This window comes from Acidobacteriota bacterium, assembly GCA_021161905.1.
Lineage (GTDB): Bacteria > Acidobacteriota > B3-B38 > Guanabaribacteriales > JAGGZT01 > JAGGZT01.
On the sequence record JAGGZT010000039.1, the window covers coordinates 16,874 to 38,864 of the forward strand.

21 protein-coding genes are annotated in these 21,991 nt (G+C 49.3%); 3 read left to right on the top strand and 18 right to left on the bottom strand.

Going from position 1 to position 21,991, the window contains the following annotated elements:
- Nucleotide 1: 1 nt before the first annotated feature.
- The 18 genes from J7L64_05250 to asnS all read right to left on the bottom strand — a co-directional run bounded on the left by J7L64_05250 (nt 2) and on the right by asnS (nt 17,257).
- The gene (locus J7L64_05250; protein MCD6451749.1) at nt 2-2,779 is read right to left on the bottom strand and encodes a tetratricopeptide repeat protein; all 2,778 of its coding nucleotides are present in this window, start codon (nt 2,777-2,779) and stop codon (nt 2-4) included.
- Nucleotides 2,780-2,782: 3 nt separating this feature from the next.
- Complete coding sequence (locus J7L64_05255; GenBank protein MCD6451750.1) at nt 2,783-3,412, bottom strand: ribonuclease HII; 630 nt, start codon at nt 3,410-3,412, stop codon at nt 2,783-2,785.
- 13 nt (nt 3,413-3,425) lie between these two features.
- Nucleotides 3,426-3,776 (bottom strand): 50S ribosomal protein L19, encoded by a 351-nt coding sequence (rplS, locus tag J7L64_05260; GenBank protein MCD6451751.1) that lies wholly within the window; start codon nt 3,774-3,776, stop codon nt 3,426-3,428.
- On the bottom strand, nt 3,773-4,540 hold the full coding sequence (trmD, locus tag J7L64_05265) for a tRNA (guanosine(37)-N1)-methyltransferase TrmD (GenBank protein ID MCD6451752.1): 768 nt from the start codon (nt 4,538-4,540) through the stop codon (nt 3,773-3,775). The genes rplS and trmD overlap by 4 nt, the downstream gene beginning before the upstream one ends.
- Nucleotides 4,540-5,070, bottom strand: a complete 531-nt coding sequence (gene rimM, locus J7L64_05270; GenBank protein ID MCD6451753.1) for a 16S rRNA processing protein RimM — start codon at nt 5,068-5,070, stop codon at nt 4,540-4,542. Before rimM ends, trmD begins: the two co-directional genes overlap by 1 nt.
- 1 nt (nt 5,071) lies before the next feature.
- The gene (locus J7L64_05275) at nt 5,072-5,302 is read right to left on the bottom strand and encodes a KH domain-containing protein (protein ID MCD6451754.1); all 231 of its coding nucleotides are present in this window, start codon (nt 5,300-5,302) and stop codon (nt 5,072-5,074) included.
- Between the two features lie 42 nt (nt 5,303-5,344).
- The gene (rpsP, locus tag J7L64_05280) at nt 5,345-5,599 is read right to left on the bottom strand and encodes a 30S ribosomal protein S16 (GenBank protein MCD6451755.1); all 255 of its coding nucleotides are present in this window, start codon (nt 5,597-5,599) and stop codon (nt 5,345-5,347) included.
- 151 nt (nt 5,600-5,750) lie between these two features.
- The gene (locus tag J7L64_05285) at nt 5,751-6,971 is read right to left on the bottom strand and encodes a bifunctional 3,4-dihydroxy-2-butanone-4-phosphate synthase/GTP cyclohydrolase II (GenBank protein ID MCD6451756.1); all 1,221 of its coding nucleotides are present in this window, start codon (nt 6,969-6,971) and stop codon (nt 5,751-5,753) included.
- 1 nt (nt 6,972) lies between these two features.
- A complete protein-coding gene (locus tag J7L64_05290; protein MCD6451757.1) occupies nt 6,973-7,608 on the bottom strand; it encodes a riboflavin synthase in 636 nt (211 codons plus the stop codon).
- A gap of 2 nt (nt 7,609-7,610) precedes the next feature.
- Nucleotides 7,611-8,714, bottom strand: a complete 1,104-nt coding sequence (ribD, locus tag J7L64_05295; protein ID MCD6451758.1) for a bifunctional diaminohydroxyphosphoribosylaminopyrimidine deaminase/5-amino-6-(5-phosphoribosylamino)uracil reductase RibD — start codon at nt 8,712-8,714, stop codon at nt 7,611-7,613.
- A gap of 19 nt (nt 8,715-8,733) precedes the next feature.
- Nucleotides 8,734-9,525, bottom strand: a complete 792-nt coding sequence (locus J7L64_05300) for a tetratricopeptide repeat protein (protein MCD6451759.1) — start codon at nt 9,523-9,525, stop codon at nt 8,734-8,736.
- Nucleotides 9,509-11,290, bottom strand: a complete 1,782-nt coding sequence (locus tag J7L64_05305) for an HD domain-containing protein (GenBank protein MCD6451760.1) — start codon at nt 11,288-11,290, stop codon at nt 9,509-9,511. The genes J7L64_05300 and J7L64_05305 overlap by 17 nt, the downstream gene beginning before the upstream one ends.
- 11 nt (nt 11,291-11,301) lie before the next feature.
- Nucleotides 11,302-12,303, bottom strand: coding sequence for an NAD(P)-dependent glycerol-3-phosphate dehydrogenase (locus J7L64_05310; GenBank protein ID MCD6451761.1), 1,002 nt, complete (start codon nt 12,301-12,303; stop codon nt 11,302-11,304).
- A 19-nt stretch (nt 12,304-12,322) separates the two neighbouring features.
- Entirely contained in the window at nt 12,323-12,910 is a 588-nt protein-coding gene (gene plsY / locus J7L64_05315) for a glycerol-3-phosphate 1-O-acyltransferase PlsY (GenBank protein ID MCD6451762.1), read from the bottom strand.
- Nucleotides 12,911-12,922: 12 nt separating this feature from the next.
- Nucleotides 12,923-14,158: a competence/damage-inducible protein A gene (locus J7L64_05320; GenBank protein MCD6451763.1), complete on the bottom strand. Its 1,236-nt coding sequence runs from the start codon at nt 14,156-14,158 to the stop codon at nt 12,923-12,925.
- Nucleotides 14,155-14,637, bottom strand: a complete 483-nt coding sequence (locus J7L64_05325) for a phosphatidylglycerophosphatase A (GenBank protein ID MCD6451764.1) — start codon at nt 14,635-14,637, stop codon at nt 14,155-14,157. The genes J7L64_05320 and J7L64_05325 overlap by 4 nt, the downstream gene beginning before the upstream one ends.
- Nucleotides 14,634-15,950 carry a 30S ribosomal protein S12 methylthiotransferase RimO gene (rimO, locus tag J7L64_05330; GenBank protein ID MCD6451765.1) on the bottom strand — a complete coding sequence of 439 codons (1,317 nt, stop codon included), beginning with the start codon at nt 15,948-15,950 and terminating at the stop codon, nt 14,634-14,636. The genes J7L64_05325 and rimO overlap by 4 nt, the downstream gene beginning before the upstream one ends.
- A gap of 14 nt (nt 15,951-15,964) precedes the next feature.
- Complete coding sequence (asnS, locus tag J7L64_05335; GenBank protein MCD6451766.1) at nt 15,965-17,257, bottom strand: asparagine--tRNA ligase; 1,293 nt, start codon at nt 17,255-17,257, stop codon at nt 15,965-15,967.
- Between the two features lie 130 nt (nt 17,258-17,387).
- Between asnS and J7L64_05340 the strand changes: the two genes are divergently transcribed.
- The 3 genes from J7L64_05340 to J7L64_05350 all read left to right on the top strand — a co-directional run bounded on the left by J7L64_05340 (nt 17,388) and on the right by J7L64_05350 (nt 21,978).
- A complete protein-coding gene (locus tag J7L64_05340; protein MCD6451767.1) occupies nt 17,388-17,783 on the top strand; it encodes a hypothetical protein in 396 nt (131 codons plus the stop codon).
- A gap of 86 nt (nt 17,784-17,869) precedes the next feature.
- A complete protein-coding gene (locus J7L64_05345) occupies nt 17,870-20,152 on the top strand; it encodes a TonB-dependent receptor (protein MCD6451768.1) in 2,283 nt (760 codons plus the stop codon).
- 590 nt (nt 20,153-20,742) lie between these two features.
- A complete protein-coding gene (locus J7L64_05350) occupies nt 20,743-21,978 on the top strand; it encodes a TolC family protein (protein MCD6451769.1) in 1,236 nt (411 codons plus the stop codon).
- The last annotated feature ends 13 nt before the right edge of the window (nt 21,979-21,991 follow it).

Sequence of the window (21,991 nt, forward strand, 5' to 3'; positions counted from 1 at the left end):
TTTATCGCTCAAGGTTTCTGATCCGTTGAGCGACATCCTGAAATTGGGGGTTAAGGTTGAAAAGCTCTCGATAGATCTCGAGAGCTTTTTTTATATCGCCGGTTAGCTCATAGGCTTGAGCCAAATAATAGAGAAGTCCTTCCTTCTCTTTACCAGTTGCCTTTTCCAACCCCTTTTCGAACCATTTTATAGCGATCTCCGGCATCCCCTTCTCCATAAAGCAGATGCCGAGCATAGAACAGCTCTCAATATATAAAGCCTCACTCTTCAAGGAAACCTGAAATTCCCCAATAGCCTCATCGATAAGCTTCATTTCCTTATAAGCTATCCCAAGGTTGTAATGGGTTTGATAATCCTCCTCAGTAATACTCTTTCCTATCTCCCCCTTTATCTCGGAGATAAGCTCCTCCTTCTCTACCTCCTCATCCTGGGCAGAAAGCTCCGGGGAAGGGATAACCCCTTCCAAGAAATCCTCACCAAGTTCCTGACTCAGATTAAAGAAACTCTCCTCCTCGGCAAAGAGATCACTCTCTGAGGCTATAACTTTTCCTTCAGATGTTCCTACTGGAGAACTTGGCTCATACCGCTCAAAAGCGTTAGCGAGCCCCCTTTCCACCTCAGCGGTAAAGGGGGTTGGCTTCTCCTCCTCAATCTCCTCTAACTGAGGCAGGGAGGCGGGATCAAGCCCAACTCGCGACATCCGGGAGAGGACCTCCGGGTTATCGGGAAACTGGTAGTAAAGCTTCTTAAGAAGCTCTTTAGCATTTCGAGGAAAGCCCTGATCGATGTAAAAATCGACCTCCTCCAACCGTTCAAGAAGTTTCTCCGAAACCGAAACAAGCCCCGCCTCCTCCTCCACAGGGGTCCCAGCTTGGGAAACTGGTTCAGGCTTTGGAGGAGGGGTAGCCGTCTTCACTCCGGCTTCCTTCTTCTCGGTTGAGGAGACTAATGGCGTGAGCTGTTTTTCCTCCTCTGGCAGGGACGCTAATACCGGCTCTTCCCTTCCTTTCCTTTCCTCCTTCGCTACAGGTGGCGGGGTAAGATAAGAATGAGATCTCTCAACTGATGTCATCCCATCCACGAAAGGCACTCTATCCTCCTCCTCCACCAGCATATCTGGTTCGATAGGAGGAGCAAGCACTTTGAGCTCTTCAAGCGCCTTATCGAAAAGCGAGGCTTCGGGAATGGTATCCCTCGCCTCTTTCTCCTCTGCTTTTGCTTTATCCTCCTCTCCCTTCAACTGGTGCAGTCTTACCAAAATAGCATACTCCTTCGCCGCCTGCTCATAATCCTTTTTTTCCAAATATGCCTTCTTTAAAGTCTCATGAAGAGGGAGACTGTGGTAACAATCGGGGAAGAGAGAGGTGATCTTATCCACCGCTTTGTCTATCAGTCCGTATTTTATAAATATCTCCGCCTCCACCACAGCGTTGTTTATCTGCTGCTGCTCTTCTTTAGTAAATTCCCGAAGGGCCATACCACTTATAGGTGGCTGGGCAGCTTCGGGCTTCTTCACCTCTTTCTCCTCCGCAATCTCTTCTTCCTCCTCAACCTCTTCCTTCTCTTCTACCATCGTCCCTTCCGATCCCGTTTCACCCTCCTCCCTCTCTTTACTAAGTTCCGCCCGAATAAGATGAAGCTTCTTTCCATATTCTTCATTATCTGGATCCAATTCACAGAGTCTTTCCAAAACGGGAAAGGCTCGGTGATAATCCCCTTTTTCAAGGTAGATCTCAGAAAGAACCTTTAAAGTTTTAACGAGTGAGGCTACATCGCTGGTTACAGTATAAAGCTTGACCAATTTCTCCAAGGTGGGGGCATGACGCTCGTTCTTCTTCAATAGCTGGGAAAGGTAGATCTTGACTTTATCATATTCCAGCTTCCCGAGCTTCTCATCTATAGCTGGCTCCATCAGCTCAAATGCTTTGTCAACATCTCCCTCCTCAAGAGCGACCAAACCCAATTGAAGCTTAGCCATAACATCATCCGGCTTAAGCTGGGTCACCCGCTCGAAAACCTCCCTCGCCTCCCGAAGTCTCCCCATTCGAAGATAGATATCCCCCATCCCGGCAAGAAGTTTTACATTATCCGGATCATCCTGGATGAGGGTGCCAAAGAGGGCGAGTGCCTTCTCATTCATTCCCTCGCGACAGTAGATCTCGGCAAGCTTGAAGGTGGCATCGGGGTTCTTCGGCTGAATATCGAGGATCTTCTTAAAAACCATCCTCGCTTCAGCGATCCTTCCCTCCTCAAGTGCCTTATCACCAAGAGCAATAAGGTCAGCTACCGCCCGCGCTGGGTTCTTCTCCTTCTGGTAAAGCTCAGCCAATTTCAACTTCAAGTGCACATCGCTCGGGTCAATGTTCACCAGCTTTTGATATATCTCAAGTGCTTCAGAGCTCTTGCCAAGGGAGAGATAATCTTGAGCTACCTTCATATAGTAGCTCTTCGCCTCCATAGGAAGCCCCTGTTCTACATAGAGTTGGGCTAACTTAAGACAGTCGGGGAGGCTGTTCGGCATAAGCTTAACGATCTTCTTATAAATGGCGATCGCCTTGAGGTAGAAGCCATCCTTCTCATAATGATCAGCCAGCTTTTTGAAGTAGGTTACCGCCTCTTCCTTCTTCTCCAACCGTACAAGGAGGTCTCCTACGATATTCACCACTGCCCAATCATTCGGATTATCCTTAAGGACCTTGAGATACTCCTGGACCGCGTTCTCCAGCTTCCCCTGCTTGACCAGCTTTTCTGCTTTTTTAATTATCTTCCCTTTATCCAAACCTCATCCCCTCCAATTGAAGGATAAACGATGAATGGGGGAAGGACCCTGCTCCCTGAGCGCCGCCAAATGGCGCTTGGTACCATACCCCTTATTATGGATGAGATCATAACAGGGATATCTCCTATGATAATAAACCATCATCCTGTCCCGCACCACCTTGGCGATGATGGAGGAAGCAGCAATGGCGAGGCTCTTACCATCACCACCCACTACAGGAACCTGAGGAAACGGAAGATCGGAAAGGGGAAAACCATCGACCAAAACGAGAGAGGGCTTTATCTTGAGCCGCAACACCGCCTCTCTCATCGCCTTCTCCGCTGCCCTCTTGATGTTCAACCTATCTATCTCGTGAGGGGAAGAGGCACCTATTGCCCAACACACCGCCCCCCTCAATATCTTTCTAAAAAGAGCTTCCCTCCTCCTGGGCGAGAGCCTCTTCGAGTCATCAACGCCAAGGAGGAAAAAATCACCGGGAAGAATAACCGCTGCTGCTACTACCGGGCCACAAAGCGATCCTCTTCCCGCCTCGTCAACCCCGGCGAGGAGAAGATGATCCTCTCCCCTTCTGATTCTCAAATCGTACTCCTTAAGTTCCAAAAAGCGAGTTAACTCACTTTCTCTACTCGCCATAAACCCCCCGTTTTTAATAACGCGAGGCTTCTTTGACCCGAGCCTTCTTCCCTTTCTTACTTCTAAGATAATACAGCTTCGCTCTCGCCACCTTCCCTCTTCTTTTGATCTCTATCTTCTCGATAACAGGAGAGTTAAGGGGGAATATCCGCTCTACCCCTATTCCAAACGACATCTTCCGTACGGTAAATGTCGCCCGTGTTCCGCCACCCCTCTTGGCGATAACCACCCCTTCAAAGACCTGAATCCGCTCCTTTTCCCCTTCTTTTACCTTGATGTGAACCCTAATTGTATCTCCAGGATTAAAATCGGGAAGATTGTTTTTCAAATGCTCTTGTTCCACATCTCTTATTAGATCCATCATTGCCTTTCACCCTCTATTTTACCTACTTGTTCTCCTATAAGTTCCGAGAGGATCTCTTTACTCTCCTCATCCAACCTTGCCTTATCTATTAGATCAGGACGCTTGCTCAGCGTTTTCTCAAGCGCCTTTCTCCTCCGCCATCTTCTTATTTCCTCGTGGTTCCCCGAGAGGAGAACCGACGGCACATCCATTCCTCGGAAGGAAGGGGGTCTGGTATAAGAGGGATAATCAAGAAGACCGGTGATAAACGACTCCTCCCTTACCGACTGCTTATCACCAACTACCCCAGGAATGAGCCTTACCACCGCCTCCACCAAAACCATCGCCGCCACTTCGCCTCCGCTTATAACATAATCCCCTATCGAGATCTCATCGGTTATAAGTCCCTCCCGCACCCGCTCATCCACCCCTTCATATCTACCACAAATGAGGATAAGTTCCTCCTTCCCCGAAAGCCGAACCACCTCCTTCTGATCGAGCCTCTTCCCTTGGGGGGAAAGAAGGACCACCGCACTTTTTCTCGGCTCAGTCGAACGACGCACTGCCTCTACCGCCTTGAATATGGGCTCCGGTTTCAACACCATCCCCTGTCCTCCGCCATAGGGCTCATCGTCCACCTTCCGATGTTTATCCTCAGTGAAGTCCCGAAGATCAACAACCTCTATCTCCACCAGCCCCTTCTGCTGTGCCCTCTTCACCATTCCGTAGGCGAAGGGGGAATCAAACATTCCCGGAAATATGGTGACTATAACTATTCTCATCATTATATCTCGACTAACCCCTCAGGAAGCTCTACCACCACCCTTCCCTCTTCAGGTTTTACTTCGAGGATAAACTCCTTTACCGCCGGAATCAGTATCTCCCGATCACCCCGAACCACCCAGATATCTGCTCCCGCTGTCTCGATAACATCCTCGATCCTTCCGAGAAAATTACCCTCCTTATCCCGAACTTCAAGCCCTATTATTTGAAAAATATAAAACTGATCTCCCGGGAGGGCGGGGAGATCAGCCTCCTCTATCCATACTTCCTTTCCCCGAAGTCTCTCTGCTTCGGGGATAGTATCAACTCCTTTCAACTTAAGAACCAAACTTCCCTTATGGATCCATACTCGCTCTATTAAGACGGACTTAACCCCTCCCTCATCACACAGAAAAGCCCGCCTTAGCGCTAAGTAATGATCCTTCTCCTCGCTTCCAGTCTCTACTACTACCTCTCCTTTGTTCCCTCGGGTTCGAGCAATACGCCCTAAAGGAAGGAGCTTACCCTTTCCAGAAGGACGCTCCGAGGGCATACTACTCGAGGATCTCCAACACGAACCTCTTGCGCAGCTTCATCCCCGCAGCACCCAGAATGGTGCGGATGGAGCGGGCGGTTCTACCCTGCTTTCCAATGACCTTCCCCAGATCTTCCGGAGCTACTCTCAACTCGAGAACCGTTGTCTGCTCCCCATCGATCTGGGTAACCGACACCTGATCTGGATGATCAACCAAAGCCTTAGCGATCTTTTCTACTAGCTCTTTCATCGCCTCTCCTCCTGATGTTTGGTTACAACATTAAAATGTTAATCAACTATCGCTTCCCACTTTAGCTTTTACCCTTTTTATCAAACTCCTCACCGTATCTGTTGGTTTGGCTCCTTTCTTGATCCAAGAGAATAACTTTTCCTCATCTATCTTGATCTCCGGTGGATCGGTCAAAGGGTTGTAGTAACCTAATATCTCTACAAACCTACCGTCCCGAGGCATACTCTTCTCGGCTACTACTACCCGATAGAACGGTTTCTTCTTTGCTCCCATTCTCATCAAGCGAATCGATAACATCCATCCTCCTCCATCGCAATTCTATATAAGAAAATACACCCTTCTCCGCCCGCCAGAAACAGACATTTCTCAAATATCACCTTCGATTGCATAAAAAATTGTAAAATAGATAACCTCTTCTGTCAAGAAAAATCAGCATATTGTCCTATAGCTATACCGAAGATATCAGATGCCCCAGTTTCTCCTTCTTCGTCTTCAAATAATCACGATTGCACTTAGTAGGAGGAGCCTCAAGGGGAACCCGTTCCACGATCTCCAAGCCGTATCCCTTGAGGGCGATAAACTTACGCGGGTTATTGGTCATCACCCGTATCTTCCTCAAACCGAGATCAGCCAATATCTGAGCGCCAACCCCATAATCCCGCTCATCCGCCTTGAACCCGAGGCACAAATTGGCTTCCACAGTATCCTTCCCCTTGTCCTGAAGCTCATAAGCTCGAAGCTTGTTCAGAAGCCCTATTCCCCTCCCTTCCTGCTTCAGGTAGAGAAGCACCCCCTTTCCCTCCTTGGCGATCATCTCGAGCGCCATATGGAGCTGATCCCCACAATCACAACGAAGCGAACCAAACACATCCCCAGTAAGACACTGGGAGTGAACACGAACCAGCACCTCATCTTCGGGCTTTATCTCGCCCATAACCAGGGCTATATGCTCCTTCCCGTCGAGCTCGTTCACATAAGCAAAGAGACGAAATTCACCATACTTGGTGGGAAGACGGGGGGAGGCGATCCGCCTCACAAACTTCTCCGCCCTCATCCGATATTTGATCAGGTCGGCTATGGTGATCACCTTGATCCCGTGCTTCCTACCAAACTCTATAAGCTCCGGCGCCCGAGCCATCGTCCCATCGTCACTCATTATCTCGCAGATGACACCCGCAGGATAAAGTCCTGCCAGCCTTGCCAGATCAACCGCCGCCTCAGTCTGCCCCGCCCGCTTCAGCACCCCTCCTTCCTGAGCCATTAAGGGGAAGATATGCCCAGGACGGGCGAGGTCCTCCGGCTTGGTATTGGGATCGATAGCCTTCAGAATGGTGGTCGCTCGGTCAGAGGCGGAAATTCCCGTGGTTATCCCCTCTCGAGCGTCTATGGAAACACAAAAAGCAGTCCCATAACGGGCGGTGTTCTCCCGCACCATTAAGGGGATTTCAAGTTCCTCAAGCCTCTTTCTGGTCATCGCAAGACATATTAGACCCCGGCCATATTTCGCCATAAAATTTATCGCCTCCGGGGTAACCTTAGAAGCTGCTATGGTGAGATCGCCCTCGTTCTCCCGATCCTCGTCATCCAAGACGATGACCATCTTACCCCGTTTTATATCCTCAAGGGCATCCTCAATAGAATCGAAGCGAAGCTTTGCCCTCTCGCTCATTTTAAAACCCCTGCTCCATTAAATAGTCGATACTAAGCCCCTGTTCCTTTCTTCCTTCCAAAAACCGCACCACATATTTTCCAATGATATCACATTCTATGTTCACCTTATCCCCCATTTTCCTCTTACCCAGAGTTGTCTCGTTCAGAGTAAAGGGGATAAGGGTGACCTCGAAATAACTATCAGAAAGCCCAGATACGGTGAGACTGACCCCATCAACCGCCACCGAGCCCTTCTTTACAAAGAAACGCTCTTCTCCCGATGGTATAGCGATCCTCATAATCTGAGCCTCACCTTCCTTCCTAAATCCAATAACCTCCGCCACAAAATCGATATGTCCTAAAACCAAATGCCCTCCTAATGGTTCTCCCACTCGGAGTGCCCGCTCCAAGTTAACCGGATCTCCACGCCTTAAAGAACCAATGGTCGTTCTCCTCAATGTCTCTAAACTGATATCGGCGCTTACCGTCTCGTTTCGGATATCAGTTAAGGTGAGACAAGCACCGTTCACCGCCAGGCTCTCCCCCATCTTCATAGTCCCGGCGAGCTTAGGGGTGGAGATGATTATCTTCCCTCCAGATGAGGTAACGCTAAGTTCAACTACCTTCCCTACCTCTTCCACGATGCCGGTAAACATCCCTAAACCTCCGGAATGAAATATCCCTCTACCGCCAGATCCTCTCCCAGACGAAATGAGGAGAGATGATAAACCCGAAAAGCCTCATCCATCATCCGCTCTCCAACACCCCGAACCAGAGGAACCGCCCTCTCTCCTCCCAATATCCGAGGAGAATAGATGAGGAGAAGCTTCACCGCTAAACCGGCAGCAAGAAAAGAGCCGATCACCTCACTGCCTCCCTCCACGATCAAACTCTGCACCCCTCTATCCTTGAGCACATCCATAACCTCGGGAAGAAAAACCCTCCTTTCACTTCCCTTCACTATTATCAGCTCTATCCCCTTTTTTTGCAACCTCTTTACTTTGTCTTGTGGAGCAGCATCAGTGGTAAACACAAGGATGGGTCCCTCATCCTTTGTGGAGAAGAGCCTCGCTTCCTCAGGAACCCTAAGTGAGGCATCGAGAACGATACGGAAAAGAGGTTTCCTTTTCGGATAATAACGGATGGTAAGGAGGGGATCGTCAATGATCACCGTTCGCGCCCCAACCAGTATTCCATCGTATTGATAGCGCAACCGATGGACAAACCGGCGAGCCTTCTCCCCGGTAATCCACTCCGAACGCCCAGAAGCGGAGGCTATCTTTCCATCAAGGGTGAGCGCTGCCTTTACGAGGACAAACGATTTCCCCCGTTTCATAAAATAGATAAACCTCTCATTAAGCCTGGTTGCCTCGGCAGAAAGCACACCAACCCTGACCTCCACCCCCGCTGCCCGCAATTTCTCAAAGGAACGGCCATTAACCAAAGGATTGGGGTCAGGAATGGAGGCGACTACCCGCTTTATCCCCGAGGATATGATGAGGTCAACACAGGGAGGGGTCCTCCCATAATGACAACAGGGCTCCAAATTGAGATATAACTCCGCTCCCTTAGGGTCCTCTGTCGCATTACGAATAGCCAGTACTTCGGCATGGGGTTCGCCCGGACGACGGTGATACCCCTCACCGATGACCCGCCCATTCTTAACCAGTACCGCCCCCACCATCGGGTTGGGGTTGGTAGTTCCCATCCCTCTCCTGGCGAGCCTAAGGGCTCGCTTTATGTAAGGCACATCCCGATCCACCCTACCCCCTGAGCGTTCCTTACTCCCGCTCCTTAATCTTCTTGATGATCGTTTTGGCTTCCTTACTCAGTGTTGAACCTGGGACGATGTTGATCACCTCGTAGAGGTAATACTTCGCTTTCTCATAATTTCCTAATTGAAAATAGAGAGCCCCTAAATGGAAATTGGCTAAAGGAAGCCTCGGCTTAAGTTCCACCGCCCTTTTATATTCCTTAAGCGCCTCATCACTCTTCCCTAACTTCTCCAAAACAAACCCCAATCGCTCATGCGCCTCCGCCATCCTCGGAGCCACCTCTATCACCTTTCGAAAAAGAAAGGCTGCCTCCTCGTAGTCCCTGTCCTCGACCGCCATATTTCCCAGGTTAAAATAGGGTCTTTCTGGATTGGGATAAGAGGGGAATTGAAGGGCACGGCGGAAAGCATTCTTCGCCTTCTCCCTCTCCCCTATCTCCTTATAAACCATCCCCAGATTGTTATATACATCGGCATAGCTCGGGCTGAGCTCAAGCGCCTTTTTAAAAGCAGAAATAGCTTCTTTATACTGCCGATTGAAGAAATAGGCAAATCCGAGATAATTGTAGGTTACCGGGTTCTCCGGATCGAGCTCGATAGAACGCTTGAAGGCAACTATCGCCTTGCCAAAACGACCCGCTTTGAAATGTTCATCCCCTAATTGATAATAATATAACGGATCGTTGCTCATCGCTTCTGGGATAGTGGTTTTCTTCTTCCCAGAAGAACAGAAACATAAGAAAACCACTGAGAAACAAAGGAAAAACCAAAACAACCAAACGCTATTTCCTCTCCTCATAAAATTTCCCCCTTAGATCTCCCTCGTTTTTCTCATCGATGTCGATCTTGAGGGAGCTATCGTCCCTCCTTTGCACTTTTATTATCCCCTTTTCGTAGGCGGAGAGAAGAGCAGCAACCACCTTCGGGTCAAACTTGGTCTCCGAAAGATCAAAAAGACGCTTTATCGCTGCCTCTGGCTCCATCGCTCTCTGATATGGACGCTCCGAAGTCATTGCATCGAAGGCATCGGCAACAGCGATTATCCGGGCGATGAGTGGTATCTCCTCTCCCTTAAGTCCCATAGGATAACCTGTTCCATCAAGGTTCTCGTGATGATAGAGCATCCCCGGTATCATCTCGGCGAGTTCCCGAACTGGAGAAAGGATATTCGCCCCCTTTAGCGGGTGCTGCTTTAGTCTCTCATACTCCTCAGGGGTCAGCCCTTCCGGTTTTTTGAGAAGGGCATCATCGATGCCTATCTTCCCCACATCATGAAGGATAGCTGCTATCTCCACTTTCCTTATCTCCTCCTCAGAAAGTCCGAGCTCGCGCCCAATAGCAACGCTTAAGGTACTCACTCTCTCTGAATGACCCCTGGTATATGGATCCTTCTCGTCAATAGCAGCGGAGATCATCTTTATGGTACCCATAAAAAGCTCTTCGTTCTTGATAAGCGCCTGTTTTATCTGTCTGATATGTCGGGCTAACGCTTCTGCCATAGAGTTCATCGTTTCGGCAAGCTCCCCAAGCTCGTTATTAACCGCCACCTTTATCTTCTGAGAGAAATCCCCTTTACCAAACATCCTCGCCCCCCGGGCAAGCTCATCGATCGGACCAGTAATCCTCCGGGCGAAGAGGATGCTCACGATGACAACAGCGATAATGGTGGCAATCACCCAGCTACTCGTTTGTTTTATCATCGAATAAACAGAATAGTAAGCCACCTTCTCCGGCATCTCGACAAACACCCCCCACTCAAGTCCGGGAATCGGTATCGATGTTCCTAAATAGCGGACTTTACCTCCTCCTTCCCTTACAACGAAAGACCGAGTAATAGAAGCCCTTCCCCCAGCCCGAAAGAAATCGGCAACGATAACCCTCTTTCTCATCCCCTGCCTTTTCAGAACCTCAGCCAGATTGGAATGAGCGAAAAGTTTACCATCGGCATCAACGGCATAGATGGTATGACCGAACTTACTCCGCTGATCGATTACCCGTTGAATGGGGGTGAGGCTTATTATCGCTGAAATCACCCCCACTACCTTACCCCTATCCTTTATCGGCAGGGAATAAAGGACAACGGTCTCTTTGAGGTTGAATATGAGATGAGTACTACTGAGAAACTCCTCCCCCTCGCGGGCTACCATATATCCTTGTCTCAGTGCCTGCTCAATCTCTGGATCAGAAAAAGAATAACCCACTTCACTTCCCTTCCCCCTAAGATCCACTACCACCAATTTCCGGAGGTTGGGGTATTGGGCAATGTAATAACGAAGAAGCTGGGATAGCTCCCTCTTGCTGAACCACTGTCCACCCCGGGAGGCAAGCGTCACCTCCAGGGAACGGGCGATATTCCTGAGCGATGCCTTCATCCCTTCGAGATAAAGAGAGACCTCCTCAGCGATAGAGGAAGCGATATTCTGCTGAATTATCTTTTGGTCCGTCTCAAGGATGTCTCGATTTATTTTGATCAATCGCCAGGCAGAGATAAGTAAAGGGATCATACCCACTAACAAAAGAACGACAAGAACAGAATATACGATCTTCCCTCGTCTTTTAGCCATTCAGCTTCGCCTCATTCGCTTTTCAACTCCCTCTCCATAAGATCCTTTATCGCCCTCCTCGGATCTTTATCATTATAGAGTATCTGATAAACCTGTTCTGTAATAGGCATCTCTATTCCAATATTTCCCGCAATCTCATAAACCGATTTGGTCGTCTTAACTCCCTCCGCCACCATCCGGGTATTCGCCGTCGCCTCGGAAAGGCTAAGTCCCTCACCAAGCTTTACCCCAAGGCGTCTATTCCGGCTCAACCCACCGGTACAGGTGAGAACCAAATCACCCATCCCAGAAAGACCATAGGCGGTCTCCGCTCGCCCTCCAAGAGCGACCACCAACCGTACCATCTCCGCCAGCCCCCGGGTGACCAAAGCGGCGATCGTATTCGAACCGAACCCAAGACCATCGATAATACCCGCAGCTATAGCAATTATGTTCTTAAACGATCCTCCCAACTCCACCCCTATGAGGTCATTATTGGTGTAGATCCTGAAATAGGAGGAGGAGAACTCGCGCTGAATGAGACGAGCCAGATCAGCATCCGAAGAGGCGACCACCACCGCGGTAGGATGTTCCTTCGCCACCTCGAGGGCAAAGCTGGGACCAGAAAGAACAGCCAGTGGAGGAGAAAATTTCTCCCCTACCACCTCACTTATCACCTCGCTCATCCGCATATTGGTGGTATTCTCTATCCCTTTGGTAGCACTTACGAAAACCATATCGGAAGAGAGATAAGGGAGCATCTTCTGGTAAACCCCACGCAAGACATGGGATGGGGTAACAGAGAGGACAATCTCAGCATCAGTAAGCACCTCCTTTAGAGAATGGCTTGGCTCGATCGAGGAAGGAAGTGAAAAACCGGGAAGATACCATTCGTTTACCCGCTTCTCCCTCATCAGGGAAGTCAACTCCTCCTCATATACCCAGACCCGTACTTGATGCCCTAATTTAGCGAGATGAATAGCGAGGGCGGTGCCCCAGCTTCCTGCCCCAATGACCGCAATCCTCCTCATCAATACCTCCTTAGGTCCTTACTTACTGAAACACTCTATTCTCCTCGCCGCGGAGGAGTCGTATTAGATTATCTTTATGACGAATGATAATAAGTCCTGCACAGACAAAGGCACCGATCACAATCTCCCTAGGATAATTGAATAAAAGTACGAAAAAAGGAAAAGAAAAAGCGGCACTCATCGAACCCAAGGAGACATAGTGAAACAAGGAAACAAGCAAGACAAATATACCAAGGGCGGGAAGAACAGCAATGGGAGCAAGGGCAATAAAAACTCCTAAGGAGGTAGCCACCCCTTTTCCACCACGAAAACCGATATACAGGGGAAAACTGTGTCCCAAAATGGCAGCGATGCCAGAGGAAGCGATCCATATCGGCTCAAGAGAGAGAAACCTAGCAATTAACACAGCGAGAAACCCTTTCAGAAGGTCTAAACTGAAGGTAAAAAGCCAACCCTCTTTCCCTAAAAACCGCGCAACATTGGTCGCTCCGATATTACCGCTTCCCACCTCCCGGATATCCCCTCCCTTCTTCATCCGATAGATGATATAGCCGAAGGGGATCGATCCCATAAGATAAGCGATCGCCACCGTGATCAAGCCCTTTACCATTACCCACCTCCCTTAGTCCTGATGCTTCAGAAGTTCCCTTCTTAAAATATCGAGCGCCATCTGGGTAGCAAATCTCTTTATCCTAAGCCTCTCTCCAGAGAAGACAAATCTTCTCGCAAAGGTCTTAGACCTTGTGGAAAGACCGATATAAACGAGCCCCACCGGCTTCTCCTCCGTCCCCCCTGATGGACCGGCGATCCCGGTGATCCCTATACCGTAATCGGCATCTCCCTTCTTCCTCACCCCCAAAGCCATCGCTTTAGCCACTTCGTCACTAACTGCCCCATAACTCTCTATGAGATCCTGGCTTACACCGAGAAGCTCCACCTTAGCCCGATTGCTATAAGCCACCACTCCGAGGAGAAAGTAATCGGAACTCCCCGGGACATCGGTTATCCGGCTTCCAAGCAGTCCACCAGTACAGGATTCAGCAACCGCTAAGGTCCCCCCTTCTTTCCGAAGAAGCATCCCCACTACCGCCTCCAAGGTATCCTCATCAACGCCGAAGATATCATCCCCAAACCGCCGATAAAGCTCTTCCTCGAGCCACTTAAGCTCCTCTATCTCCTCTTTACCCCGAGCCTGAAGATGAATCTCGATCTCGCCTGGAGAAGCTATTATCCCACACTCAATCTTAGAGCTCGTAAGGAGGTCCTTTGCTCGTTCATCGACCGCCGATTCCGAGAGGGAAACCACCCGAAGCACCCGCCGCACCAACTCCCCAGAACGGGAGAGGAGGCTTTCAAGCCGAGGGGCAACCTCGTTTAAAAACATCATTCTTGCCTCAGCAGGAACGCCGGGGAGAAGGACGAAAACCTTCCCCTCAAGAGGGAGCCAGATCCCGGGGGCAGTACCAATCCTATTGGGAAGGGGCTCCGCCCCTTCGGGGATGAGCGCCTGTTTCTTATTATTCTCAGGCATCGAAAGGCCACGACGAGCAAAATGGTCCTCGATAGCAGCCAGAACCTCCTCGTTCATCCTAAGCGGTTTCCCAAAAGCTTCAGACAACGCCTGAACAGTAAGGTCATCTATAGTAGGACCAAGCCCCCCGGTAGTTATTACCAGATCGGAATCAGAAAAAGCAGTGGAAAAAGCCTTTATTATCCTATCCTTCTCATCCGGGAGGATGGTAACCCGATGAGGAACGAGGGAAAAGCGGGAGAGCTCCCGAATAATCAGATGGGAATTGGTATCCCACTTGGTTCCCGAAAGAAGCTCAGACCCTATTATCAGAAGTTCCGTCCTCATCTTAATAAATAAAATAAAACCCGTAAAAAGAGATTGGCATATAACCCGCTCATCACATCGTCCATCATTATCCCAAAACCACCGCTCATCCTATCGAACTGGCGGGCAGGAGGTGGCTTTATCACATCAAACGCTCGAAACGAAAGAAAGCCCAAAACGATGTTGGTAAAGCTCAGAGGCAATAAAAACATCGCCACCAAATACCCCACCACCTCATCTATCACCACTATCTTCGGGTCGTCCCCCCTCTCTTGATTGGAAACCTTTTCGGCGGTGAAAATCCCAATAAAGAAAAGGGCTATACTTATTATAGCATAATAGAGGGGAGAAAGAAAAAAGGCAAAAAGTAGATACAAAGGAATGGTAGCCAAAGTCCCTGCCGTACCTGGAGCAACGGGGGTGTAGCCCACGCCGAAAAAGGTGGCTATGATATAAGAAAGTTTATTACCTTCACTCCTTACTGGATCCTTATTTTTCATCCAACAGCCCTCCCCACTAAATCGTATTCGGTAACCTCATCGATCTCCACCAAGGAGAAATCTCCAGGGGTAACCTCTCCTCCAACAATTACCACCCCACCATCTACCTCTGGCGCCTGGGTAGCCATCCTTCCGAGTGAAAGCTCCCCCTTCTCCTCAACCAATACCTCAACCTTCCTCCCGACATATCGCTGGTTCTTCCTGAGGGATATCTCTTGCTGAAGCTCCATCAGAGTAGAGAGCCTCTCCTCCTTCACCTCATACGGTATCGGGTCGCCCATAGCATAAGCCCTTGTCCCTTCCTCAGGAGAGTAGATAAAGGCGCCAAGATGATCGAAGGAAGCCTGAGAAACGAAGGAAAGAAGCTCCCTAAAGTCGGCTTCCTCCTCGCCGGGAAACCCAACGATCAGACTCGTCCTGAGCACTACCCCAGGAATCCTTCTTCTCACCCGCTCGATAAGCTCAAGGAAACGATCCCCATTTCCTTCCCTCCCCATAAGCGCAAGCACCTTCTTACTCGAATGCTGGAAAGGAAGATCGAGATATGGCACCACCCTATCCAATGAGGCGACCGCCTCTATGGTAGCTTCATCCAAATGTTCAGGATGGGAATAAAGAAGCCTTATCCATCGTACCCCTTTGATCTCGTTCAGCTGGGTGAGTAGCTGAGGAAGAAGGTTGATCCCCTCAAGATCCCGTCCATAGAAGGTGGTATCCTGAGCCACCAGGTTCACCTCCCGCACCCCCGCCTCCGCCAACCTCGCTACCTCCGCAACAACTGAGGCGGGATCACGGCTCCGATAAGCCCCCCTTAACTTCGGGATGATGCAGAAGGAACATCTATTGCTACAACCCTCCGCTATCTTGACATAAGCGGTATAAGGAGGGGTAGCAAGGATACGAGGACTCCGTTCATTATAGAGGTAATGAGGTCTCCTCTTCCGGTTTACGGAGATAGATCTTCCCTCCTTCAAAATATCGGCTATGCGAGGAACCTCATCCACCCCGAAGATCTGGTCTATCTCTGGCATAAGAGAGAGAAGTTCTTCCCTATAACGCTCAGGAAGACAGCCTCCGACAATCAACCTCTTCAACCTCCCCTTCTTCTTGAGCTCAGCTACATCGAGGATGGTATCAACCGCCTCCTTCCTTGCCTCCTCGATAAAAGCGCAGGTATTGATAATTATAGCATCGCATTCCTCAAGTTCATCCGAGATCTCATAGCCCGCCTTCTTGAGATAGCCAAGCATCACCTCGGAATCGACCAGGTTCTTGGCACACCCCAAGCTTATCAGTCCTACTCTTTTTATCATTCTTCAGGGAACCTTTAGGGATAGAGCCGGTTGAGCATTCTGGGGTAAGGGATCGTCTCCCTAACATGGGGGAGATGACAGAGCCAAGCAACCGTTCGCTCGATCCCCAGCCCAAATCCACTATGGGGGACGGAGCCGTACTTCCTGATATCGAGGTACCAACGAAAAGCCTCCTCGGGGAGGTTGTGTTCCTTTATCCTTTGAAGGAGAAGATCATAACTGTGTATCCTCTGGCCTCCACCGATTATCTCACCGTATCCCTCAGGGGCGAGGACATCGACGCAGAGCACCCTGTCCTCTCTTTCCGGATCTGGCTCCATATAAAAGGCTTTAACCTTGGTAGGATAGCGGTGAATCATTACCGGCTTATCGAAATGCTCCGAAAGGAGGGTTTCCTCTGGGGCTCCGAAATCGTCTTCGAGAGGAAAATCCACCCCCTTCTCCTTGAGGATAGCAACCGCCTCGTCATAGGTGACCCGGGGGAAGGGCTTCTTGATATTCTCCAGCTTCGAGATATCTCGCTCCAAAAACTCGAGCTCCCTCCTCCTCTCGGTAAGCACCCGCTCCACGATGTAGCAGATAAAATCCTCAGCCAAGTCCATAATGTCACTGAGGGTAGCATAAGCGACCTCGGGTTCGACTATCCAGAACTCTATGAGGTGTCTCCTCGTTTTCGATTTTTCGGCACGGAAGGCAGGACCAAAGCAGTAAACCTTACCAAATGCCATCGCCGCAGGCTCTAAATAGAGTTGTCCACTCTGAGTAAGGTAAACCTTCTCCCCGAAGTAATCTGTCTCAAAGAGGGTGGTCGTTCCCTCGCAGGAAGTAGGAGTAAGGATAGGGGCATCTATCAATACGAACCCTCGGGAATCATAATAATCACGGCAAGCTCTTATAATCTCATGCCTTATCCTCAAGATCGCCTGCTGCCGCCGGGAACGGAGCCAGAGATGGCGATGGTCCATTAAAAAGGGGATGCCATGCGATTTGGGGGTAATGGGATAAGGTTCCGCAAGGTGAACAAGCTTTATGTCCTTTACCAAAAGCTCATACCCTCCGGGAGCACGCGCATCTTTCCGCACGGTACCGCTCACCATTATCGCCGATTCCTGAGTGAGCTCCTCGACCAGATCAAAAGCCTCGGGAGTAGCATCCGCCTTGCTCACCACCCCCTGGATGATGCCGGTCCCGTCTCTAACGAGGACAAAGTGGATCTTACCGCTTGAACGTTTGTTATAAAGCCATCCCTTTATTAAAACCTCAACACCCTCTTTTGAAGCGATATCCTCTATATAAACCTGCTCCACCTTCCACCTCCTTCGGTACTACCTTCAACTTTATTATAAAAACTCCCCATTCACGGTCAAGCGTAATTTCTCTTTACCCCTTGACTTAAAACGCCATTTCTTCTATCCTTAAATGAAAGAGGAAGGGGTAATGGATTTTCTTCGGCGACAAAAGGGGGCAATCCTTCTAATTGCGTTTTCCTATCTCTTTTTCTACACCACATTTGACTTAGCCCATTACACCTTCCATTCCCTATTTGCTTTCGCCTCCTCCCCCCTTGTTGAAGACGACATCTTCATCCATCAAACGCTTGTCCATGAAAGTGGGAAGAAGAGTATATCCCCTCCGCCCGTTGATGAGGGGGGGCTCGATTGCCCCTTTGCTCTTCTGATAAATAACCTTTCCTCAAAAGTAGGAGCACCCACTCAATTTTTAGTTGAACTCAGCCTTATATCCTTCTTCAAACCACGGAAAGAAGCCCCGGTAATTGAGGAGATCGCCTCTCTCGCCATTCCCCGAGCCCCACCGACCATTTCCCTCCTTTAGTTCGTTAGAGCGATTAGATCCAAAAAGAGTTATCTCGAGAGAGATAATTTATATCTCCATTTAAATCCTTATTGAGGAGGAGAAAGATGCGAAGGTTTTCATATATATTCTTAATAACCTTGTTCATCTCGGCTATCTCTGGCATTACCTTTGGAGATGAGATAAATGGAGAGGCCCTCACTAAAAAAAAGGACCCCATTTTCAGCCAAGGCAAGAAAAAGAGGAAAAGAGCAAGGAAAAGACTAAGAACAAGTACCTACGGAGCGATTAGGGGCTACATCCTCGACCCGGAGAAATCGGTTATTCCCGGCATTACTGTGACTTTAGAAAACCTGAAAACACACCAGGTGATAACCGGGGTTACCAATGATCAAGGGGTGTACGAGTTTAGGATGCTCCCCTTTGGAAGATACCTCCTCCGAATCGAGGTTGAGGGCTTTAAACCGATAAAGAAAAAAATAGAGATAAGCTCAACCACCCCCATCGAGCAGAACTTCCAATTGAAACTGGGGGAACTAAGTGAACAAATAGTGGTTACCGCCACTAAGAGACCGGAGTTCTTGGACAATGTTCCTGTCCCTACCACGGTGATAAGCGATGATCTCATTAGGAAAAAGGCAGCGGAGAACCTCCTTGAGGCGATTAAGGGGACTTCGGGGATAAAGGTGCAGACGACCTGCTCCATCTGTAATGCGGCTGAGATAAGGGTTTACGGTTTGAGCGGAAGTCATGTTCAGTTACTCATTGATGGGATGCCGGTTTATAGTGGATTGGCTACGGTTTACGGACTCTCGATGATCCCCACCGAGGATATTCAGCAGATAGAAGTGGTCAAGTCAGCCGGCTCCTCTCTCTACGGGAGCGATGCCTTGGTGGGGATGGTCAACATAGTGACCAAGCCGATAACCTCAAAACCGAGCTTCCACTTCAGCACCAAGTATGGATCGTTCAACACCCAAGCCTACAATATGAGCCTAAGCGGAAAGTACAAGAGGATAGGAGGGAGGTTTACTTTTCAGCGAAACAGCTCCGACGGGATCGATATTAACCACGATGGCATCTCCGACCAGGTGAGGTATGCCAGAAACACCTATTCAGCGAAGATAGGTCTGGATATCTCAAAAAGATATCAATCACAGCTTACCTTCCACATAAACTACTATGACGAGAACCGTCTTGGGGGACCGAAGGGAAGTACCGGGGAAAACCCGGCAGCGATAACGGAGAACATCATTACCCATCGCACCGAGCTCTTCGGAAACTGGAGCTTCAAGCCCGATGAAGCCTCGGATATCACCGTACGGGCAAACTGGTCGGAACATCATCAAAATGCCCTATACGAACTGAACTGGTACCTCGCTACCGACACCCTGGGGGTCTTGGATGTTCAATACAACCGTTTCCTTTTGAAGCGCCACTTCATAACCGCGGGCTATATGTATAAAAAAGAGGAGATCGCCGAATCGAGGAGGTTCGGAAAAGCAGAGCTCGAACAGAGTGGAATCTACCTCCAAGATGAGATAAAGCTCACCGAAGACTTTTCCTTCCTCCTGGGCGGCCGTTACGACCATCACACCCAATTCGGGGATTACTTCAGCCCCCGAGGAAGCCTGATGTATAAACCAAACGATAAGATCACCATCCGCGCCTCCTTCGGTACCGGGTTCAAGGCTCCCGGGATCTTCTTTGAGGAGATGCATTATTGTCCTGGCGGTTTCCGCTATGAGGTGGTAAGAAACCCAAACCTTCGTCCAGAAACCTCTCGTACCTACAATATTAACTTTGTCTATAAGGTTCCCAGGTTGCGGGCTGAATTCGCTCTCTTCCGTACCACGGTAAAGGATATGATCCAGGGAAAAATCATAGGCGAAGATGAGGCGATAAACAAGCTCGTCTATTCCTATGTCAATGTGGGCAAAGCAAGGGCACAGGGAGCGGAGTTCATCCTTAGCGGAAGTCCCTTCTCCAACCTCTCCTTCTCCTTTGGCTACACCTTCCTTGACGCGATGGATTTGGCAGAAGGAAAACCACTCCCCTTCCGCTCCAAACACAGTGCCGACCTCAACATCACATATCGGAAAGCGGGTTGGGATATATTCTTAGAAGGAGAGCTGGTAGGGAGTATGCTCACCCAGGAGGTGCTCCGCACCGATGAAGGAGGGGAAATAGTAAGGGAATGGAGATCCCCTTCATATTCCATTTGGAACCTTCACCTTACGAGAAAGATCGGGAAGCACTATGAGCTCCGTTTTGGAGTGGATAACATCTTTGATTATGTCCAATGGGATGTAACTACTAAAGACACTGAATATGTCTGGGGACCACTCAGACCCAGGTTCCTCTTCGTCGGGGGAACGATCCATTTCTAACTAAACCTCCCGCCTTACTAAAAAACTAAGAAGCCCCTTTAAGGGGTTTCTTTTTCATATTGACATCACTCCCCTCTTCGGATAAGGTTAAGAGTTGGTATTCACTATGGAACTGAAGAAATCGGGTAGGATATATCTTCTTGTCTTACTATTCTCCTCATACTACCTCTTCTTCTACGCCAACTATTCCCTCTTCCATGCCTACTTTCATCTAAGTGAACTAAGGGTCACCTCCCCTCTAACTGATGATCTTATCTTTGGAAGGGCATTTGTCCCTCCGCCAAAAGAAAGGATTATCTTAACCGATCTAACATCTGTTGGGGACCCAATAAGATGTCCCTTCGCTTTCCTTTTAAACAATTTAGTAACCAAACTTGGTGCTCCTCCCCTGCTTATAAACCACATTTTATGTAACGGTTTATTAAAACCGGAGAGGAGCACCCCCTTCCTATTATCATCTCAGCAATCCCCCATCAATTATCGGGCTCCTCCATCCTTTCCAATTTACTTCCAGACGACTTGCCTTTAAAATAAACAGCTTAAAGAAATGGGTCTTTATTTTCTGAACTTAAAGGCATAGGAGATAGCATATGGAGAAGAAGGTTGCCATTTTAGCTCTCCTTATTTCCCTATTGGCTTTACCCCCTCTATTGGCTGAGGAGCCGTTGACTTTAGATCAAGCGGTGGCAATCGCCCTAAAGAAGAACCCCGATATCGCTGCTGCCCTCAAGAGGTACGAAGCGGCAAAGGCGAGGATCAAACAGGCGAAGGCATTTTCTGAGCCAGAGATCTACTACGAGAGCGATTTTCTCCCCCGGTTTTATCAACCCAAGGAAGCAGGGGAAACCCTGATGGGGATAACCCAAACCATCGAATTCCCGGGCAAGAGGATCATCCGGGGAAAAGCAGCCACTGCGGATGCGGAAGTGGTGAAGAAGGACTATGAGGCACTCAAGAGGGAGCTCATTGCCGGGGTAAAAACTGCCTTTTACCGTATCCTCTTCGCCGAAGAGGAGGTAAGGTATGCCCAGGAGAACCTGAAGCTGGCTCGGGATTTCCTCCGGATGGCGAAGCTCCGCTTCGAAGCGGGATCGGTAGCCAAGTTCGAGGTGCTACGGGCAAGGGTGGAGGAGGCTAAAGCGAGGAATGAACTGAAGGTAGCGGAGAACGATCTCGCTCTTGCCAAGGCGGAACTCAATTTCCTCCTCGCCCGAGATATGAACGCCCCACTCAGCGTCGCCGGTGAGCTTAAAGCAAAAAGGATCAAATATACCCTAAGCGAACTAACCCAAAGAGCCTACCTTGTTCGGCCCGAGATCCAGGGGCTCCAATTTGCCATAAAGAGGGAGGAATATACAAAATCACTTGCCAAGATGAGCTACCTTCCCGATTTCTCCCTTAGGATAGGTAGTCATAGGGTCCTCGGGGAGCGGAACTACTGGGATGTCGAGTTTGGGTTAAACATCCCTCTTTTCTTCTGGCAAAAACAACAAGGGGAGATAGCGGAGGCGAACGCCAATCTCCAATCGCTCCTTTCAGAACTCCAATCAACCAAGAACCGGATATCGCTCGAGGTAAGGAACGCCTACCTCAATGTGATGGCGCTTTCCGAACGGATCAAGCTCTATAAAAGGGAAATCCTGGTTGAGGCAGAGGAGGTTTACCGAATCGCCATCAGAAGTTACGAGGAAGGAGAGGTAGGGAACCTTGAGGTACTCGAAGCAAGAAGGACCCTCATCGGGGCAAAGATCTCCTATGCTCAGGTCCTCTTTGAATACAATGCCGCCTTAGCTGAGCTTGAAAAGGCGGTGGGTGAAAGCCTGTAGGAGGCTAAACAAG

Excerpts from the sequence above, each read along its gene's own strand:
- J7L64_05255 (MCD6451750.1), bottom strand. The coding sequence starts at position 3,412 with ATGGCGAGTAGAGAAAGTGAGTTAACTCGCTTTTTGGAACTTAAGGAG.
- rplS (MCD6451751.1), bottom strand. The coding sequence starts at position 3,776 with ATGATGGATCTAATAAGAGATGTGGAACAAGAGCATTTGAAAAACAAT.
- trmD (MCD6451752.1), bottom strand. The coding sequence starts at position 4,540 with ATGATGAGAATAGTTATAGTCACCATATTTCCGGGAATGTTTGATTCC.
- rimM (MCD6451753.1), bottom strand. The coding sequence starts at position 5,070 with ATGCCCTCGGAGCGTCCTTCTGGAAAGGGTAAGCTCCTTCCTTTAGGG.
- J7L64_05275 (MCD6451754.1), bottom strand. The coding sequence starts at position 5,302 with ATGAAAGAGCTAGTAGAAAAGATCGCTAAGGCTTTGGTTGATCATCCA.
- rpsP (MCD6451755.1), bottom strand. The coding sequence starts at position 5,599 with ATGTTATCGATTCGCTTGATGAGAATGGGAGCAAAGAAGAAACCGTTC.
- J7L64_05285 (MCD6451756.1), bottom strand. The coding sequence starts at position 6,971 with ATGAGCGAGAGGGCAAAGCTTCGCTTCGATTCTATTGAGGATGCCCTT.
- J7L64_05290 (MCD6451757.1), bottom strand. The coding sequence starts at position 7,608 with ATGTTTACCGGCATCGTGGAAGAGGTAGGGAAGGTAGTTGAACTTAGC.
- J7L64_05300 (MCD6451759.1), bottom strand. The coding sequence starts at position 9,525 with ATGAGGAGAGGAAATAGCGTTTGGTTGTTTTGGTTTTTCCTTTGTTTC.
- J7L64_05305 (MCD6451760.1), bottom strand. The coding sequence starts at position 11,290 with ATGGCTAAAAGACGAGGGAAGATCGTATATTCTGTTCTTGTCGTTCTT.
- plsY (MCD6451762.1), bottom strand. The coding sequence starts at position 12,910 with ATGGTAAAGGGCTTGATCACGGTGGCGATCGCTTATCTTATGGGATCG.
- J7L64_05320 (MCD6451763.1), bottom strand. The coding sequence starts at position 14,158 with ATGAGGACGGAACTTCTGATAATAGGGTCTGAGCTTCTTTCGGGAACC.
- J7L64_05325 (MCD6451764.1), bottom strand. The coding sequence starts at position 14,637 with ATGAAAAATAAGGATCCAGTAAGGAGTGAAGGTAATAAACTTTCTTAT.
- rimO (MCD6451765.1), bottom strand. The coding sequence starts at position 15,950 with ATGATAAAAAGAGTAGGACTGATAAGCTTGGGGTGTGCCAAGAACCTG.
- J7L64_05340 (MCD6451767.1), top strand. The coding sequence starts at position 17,388 with ATGGATTTTCTTCGGCGACAAAAGGGGGCAATCCTTCTAATTGCGTTT.
- J7L64_05345 (MCD6451768.1), top strand. The coding sequence starts at position 17,870 with ATGCGAAGGTTTTCATATATATTCTTAATAACCTTGTTCATCTCGGCT.
- J7L64_05350 (MCD6451769.1), top strand. The coding sequence starts at position 20,743 with ATGGAGAAGAAGGTTGCCATTTTAGCTCTCCTTATTTCCCTATTGGCT.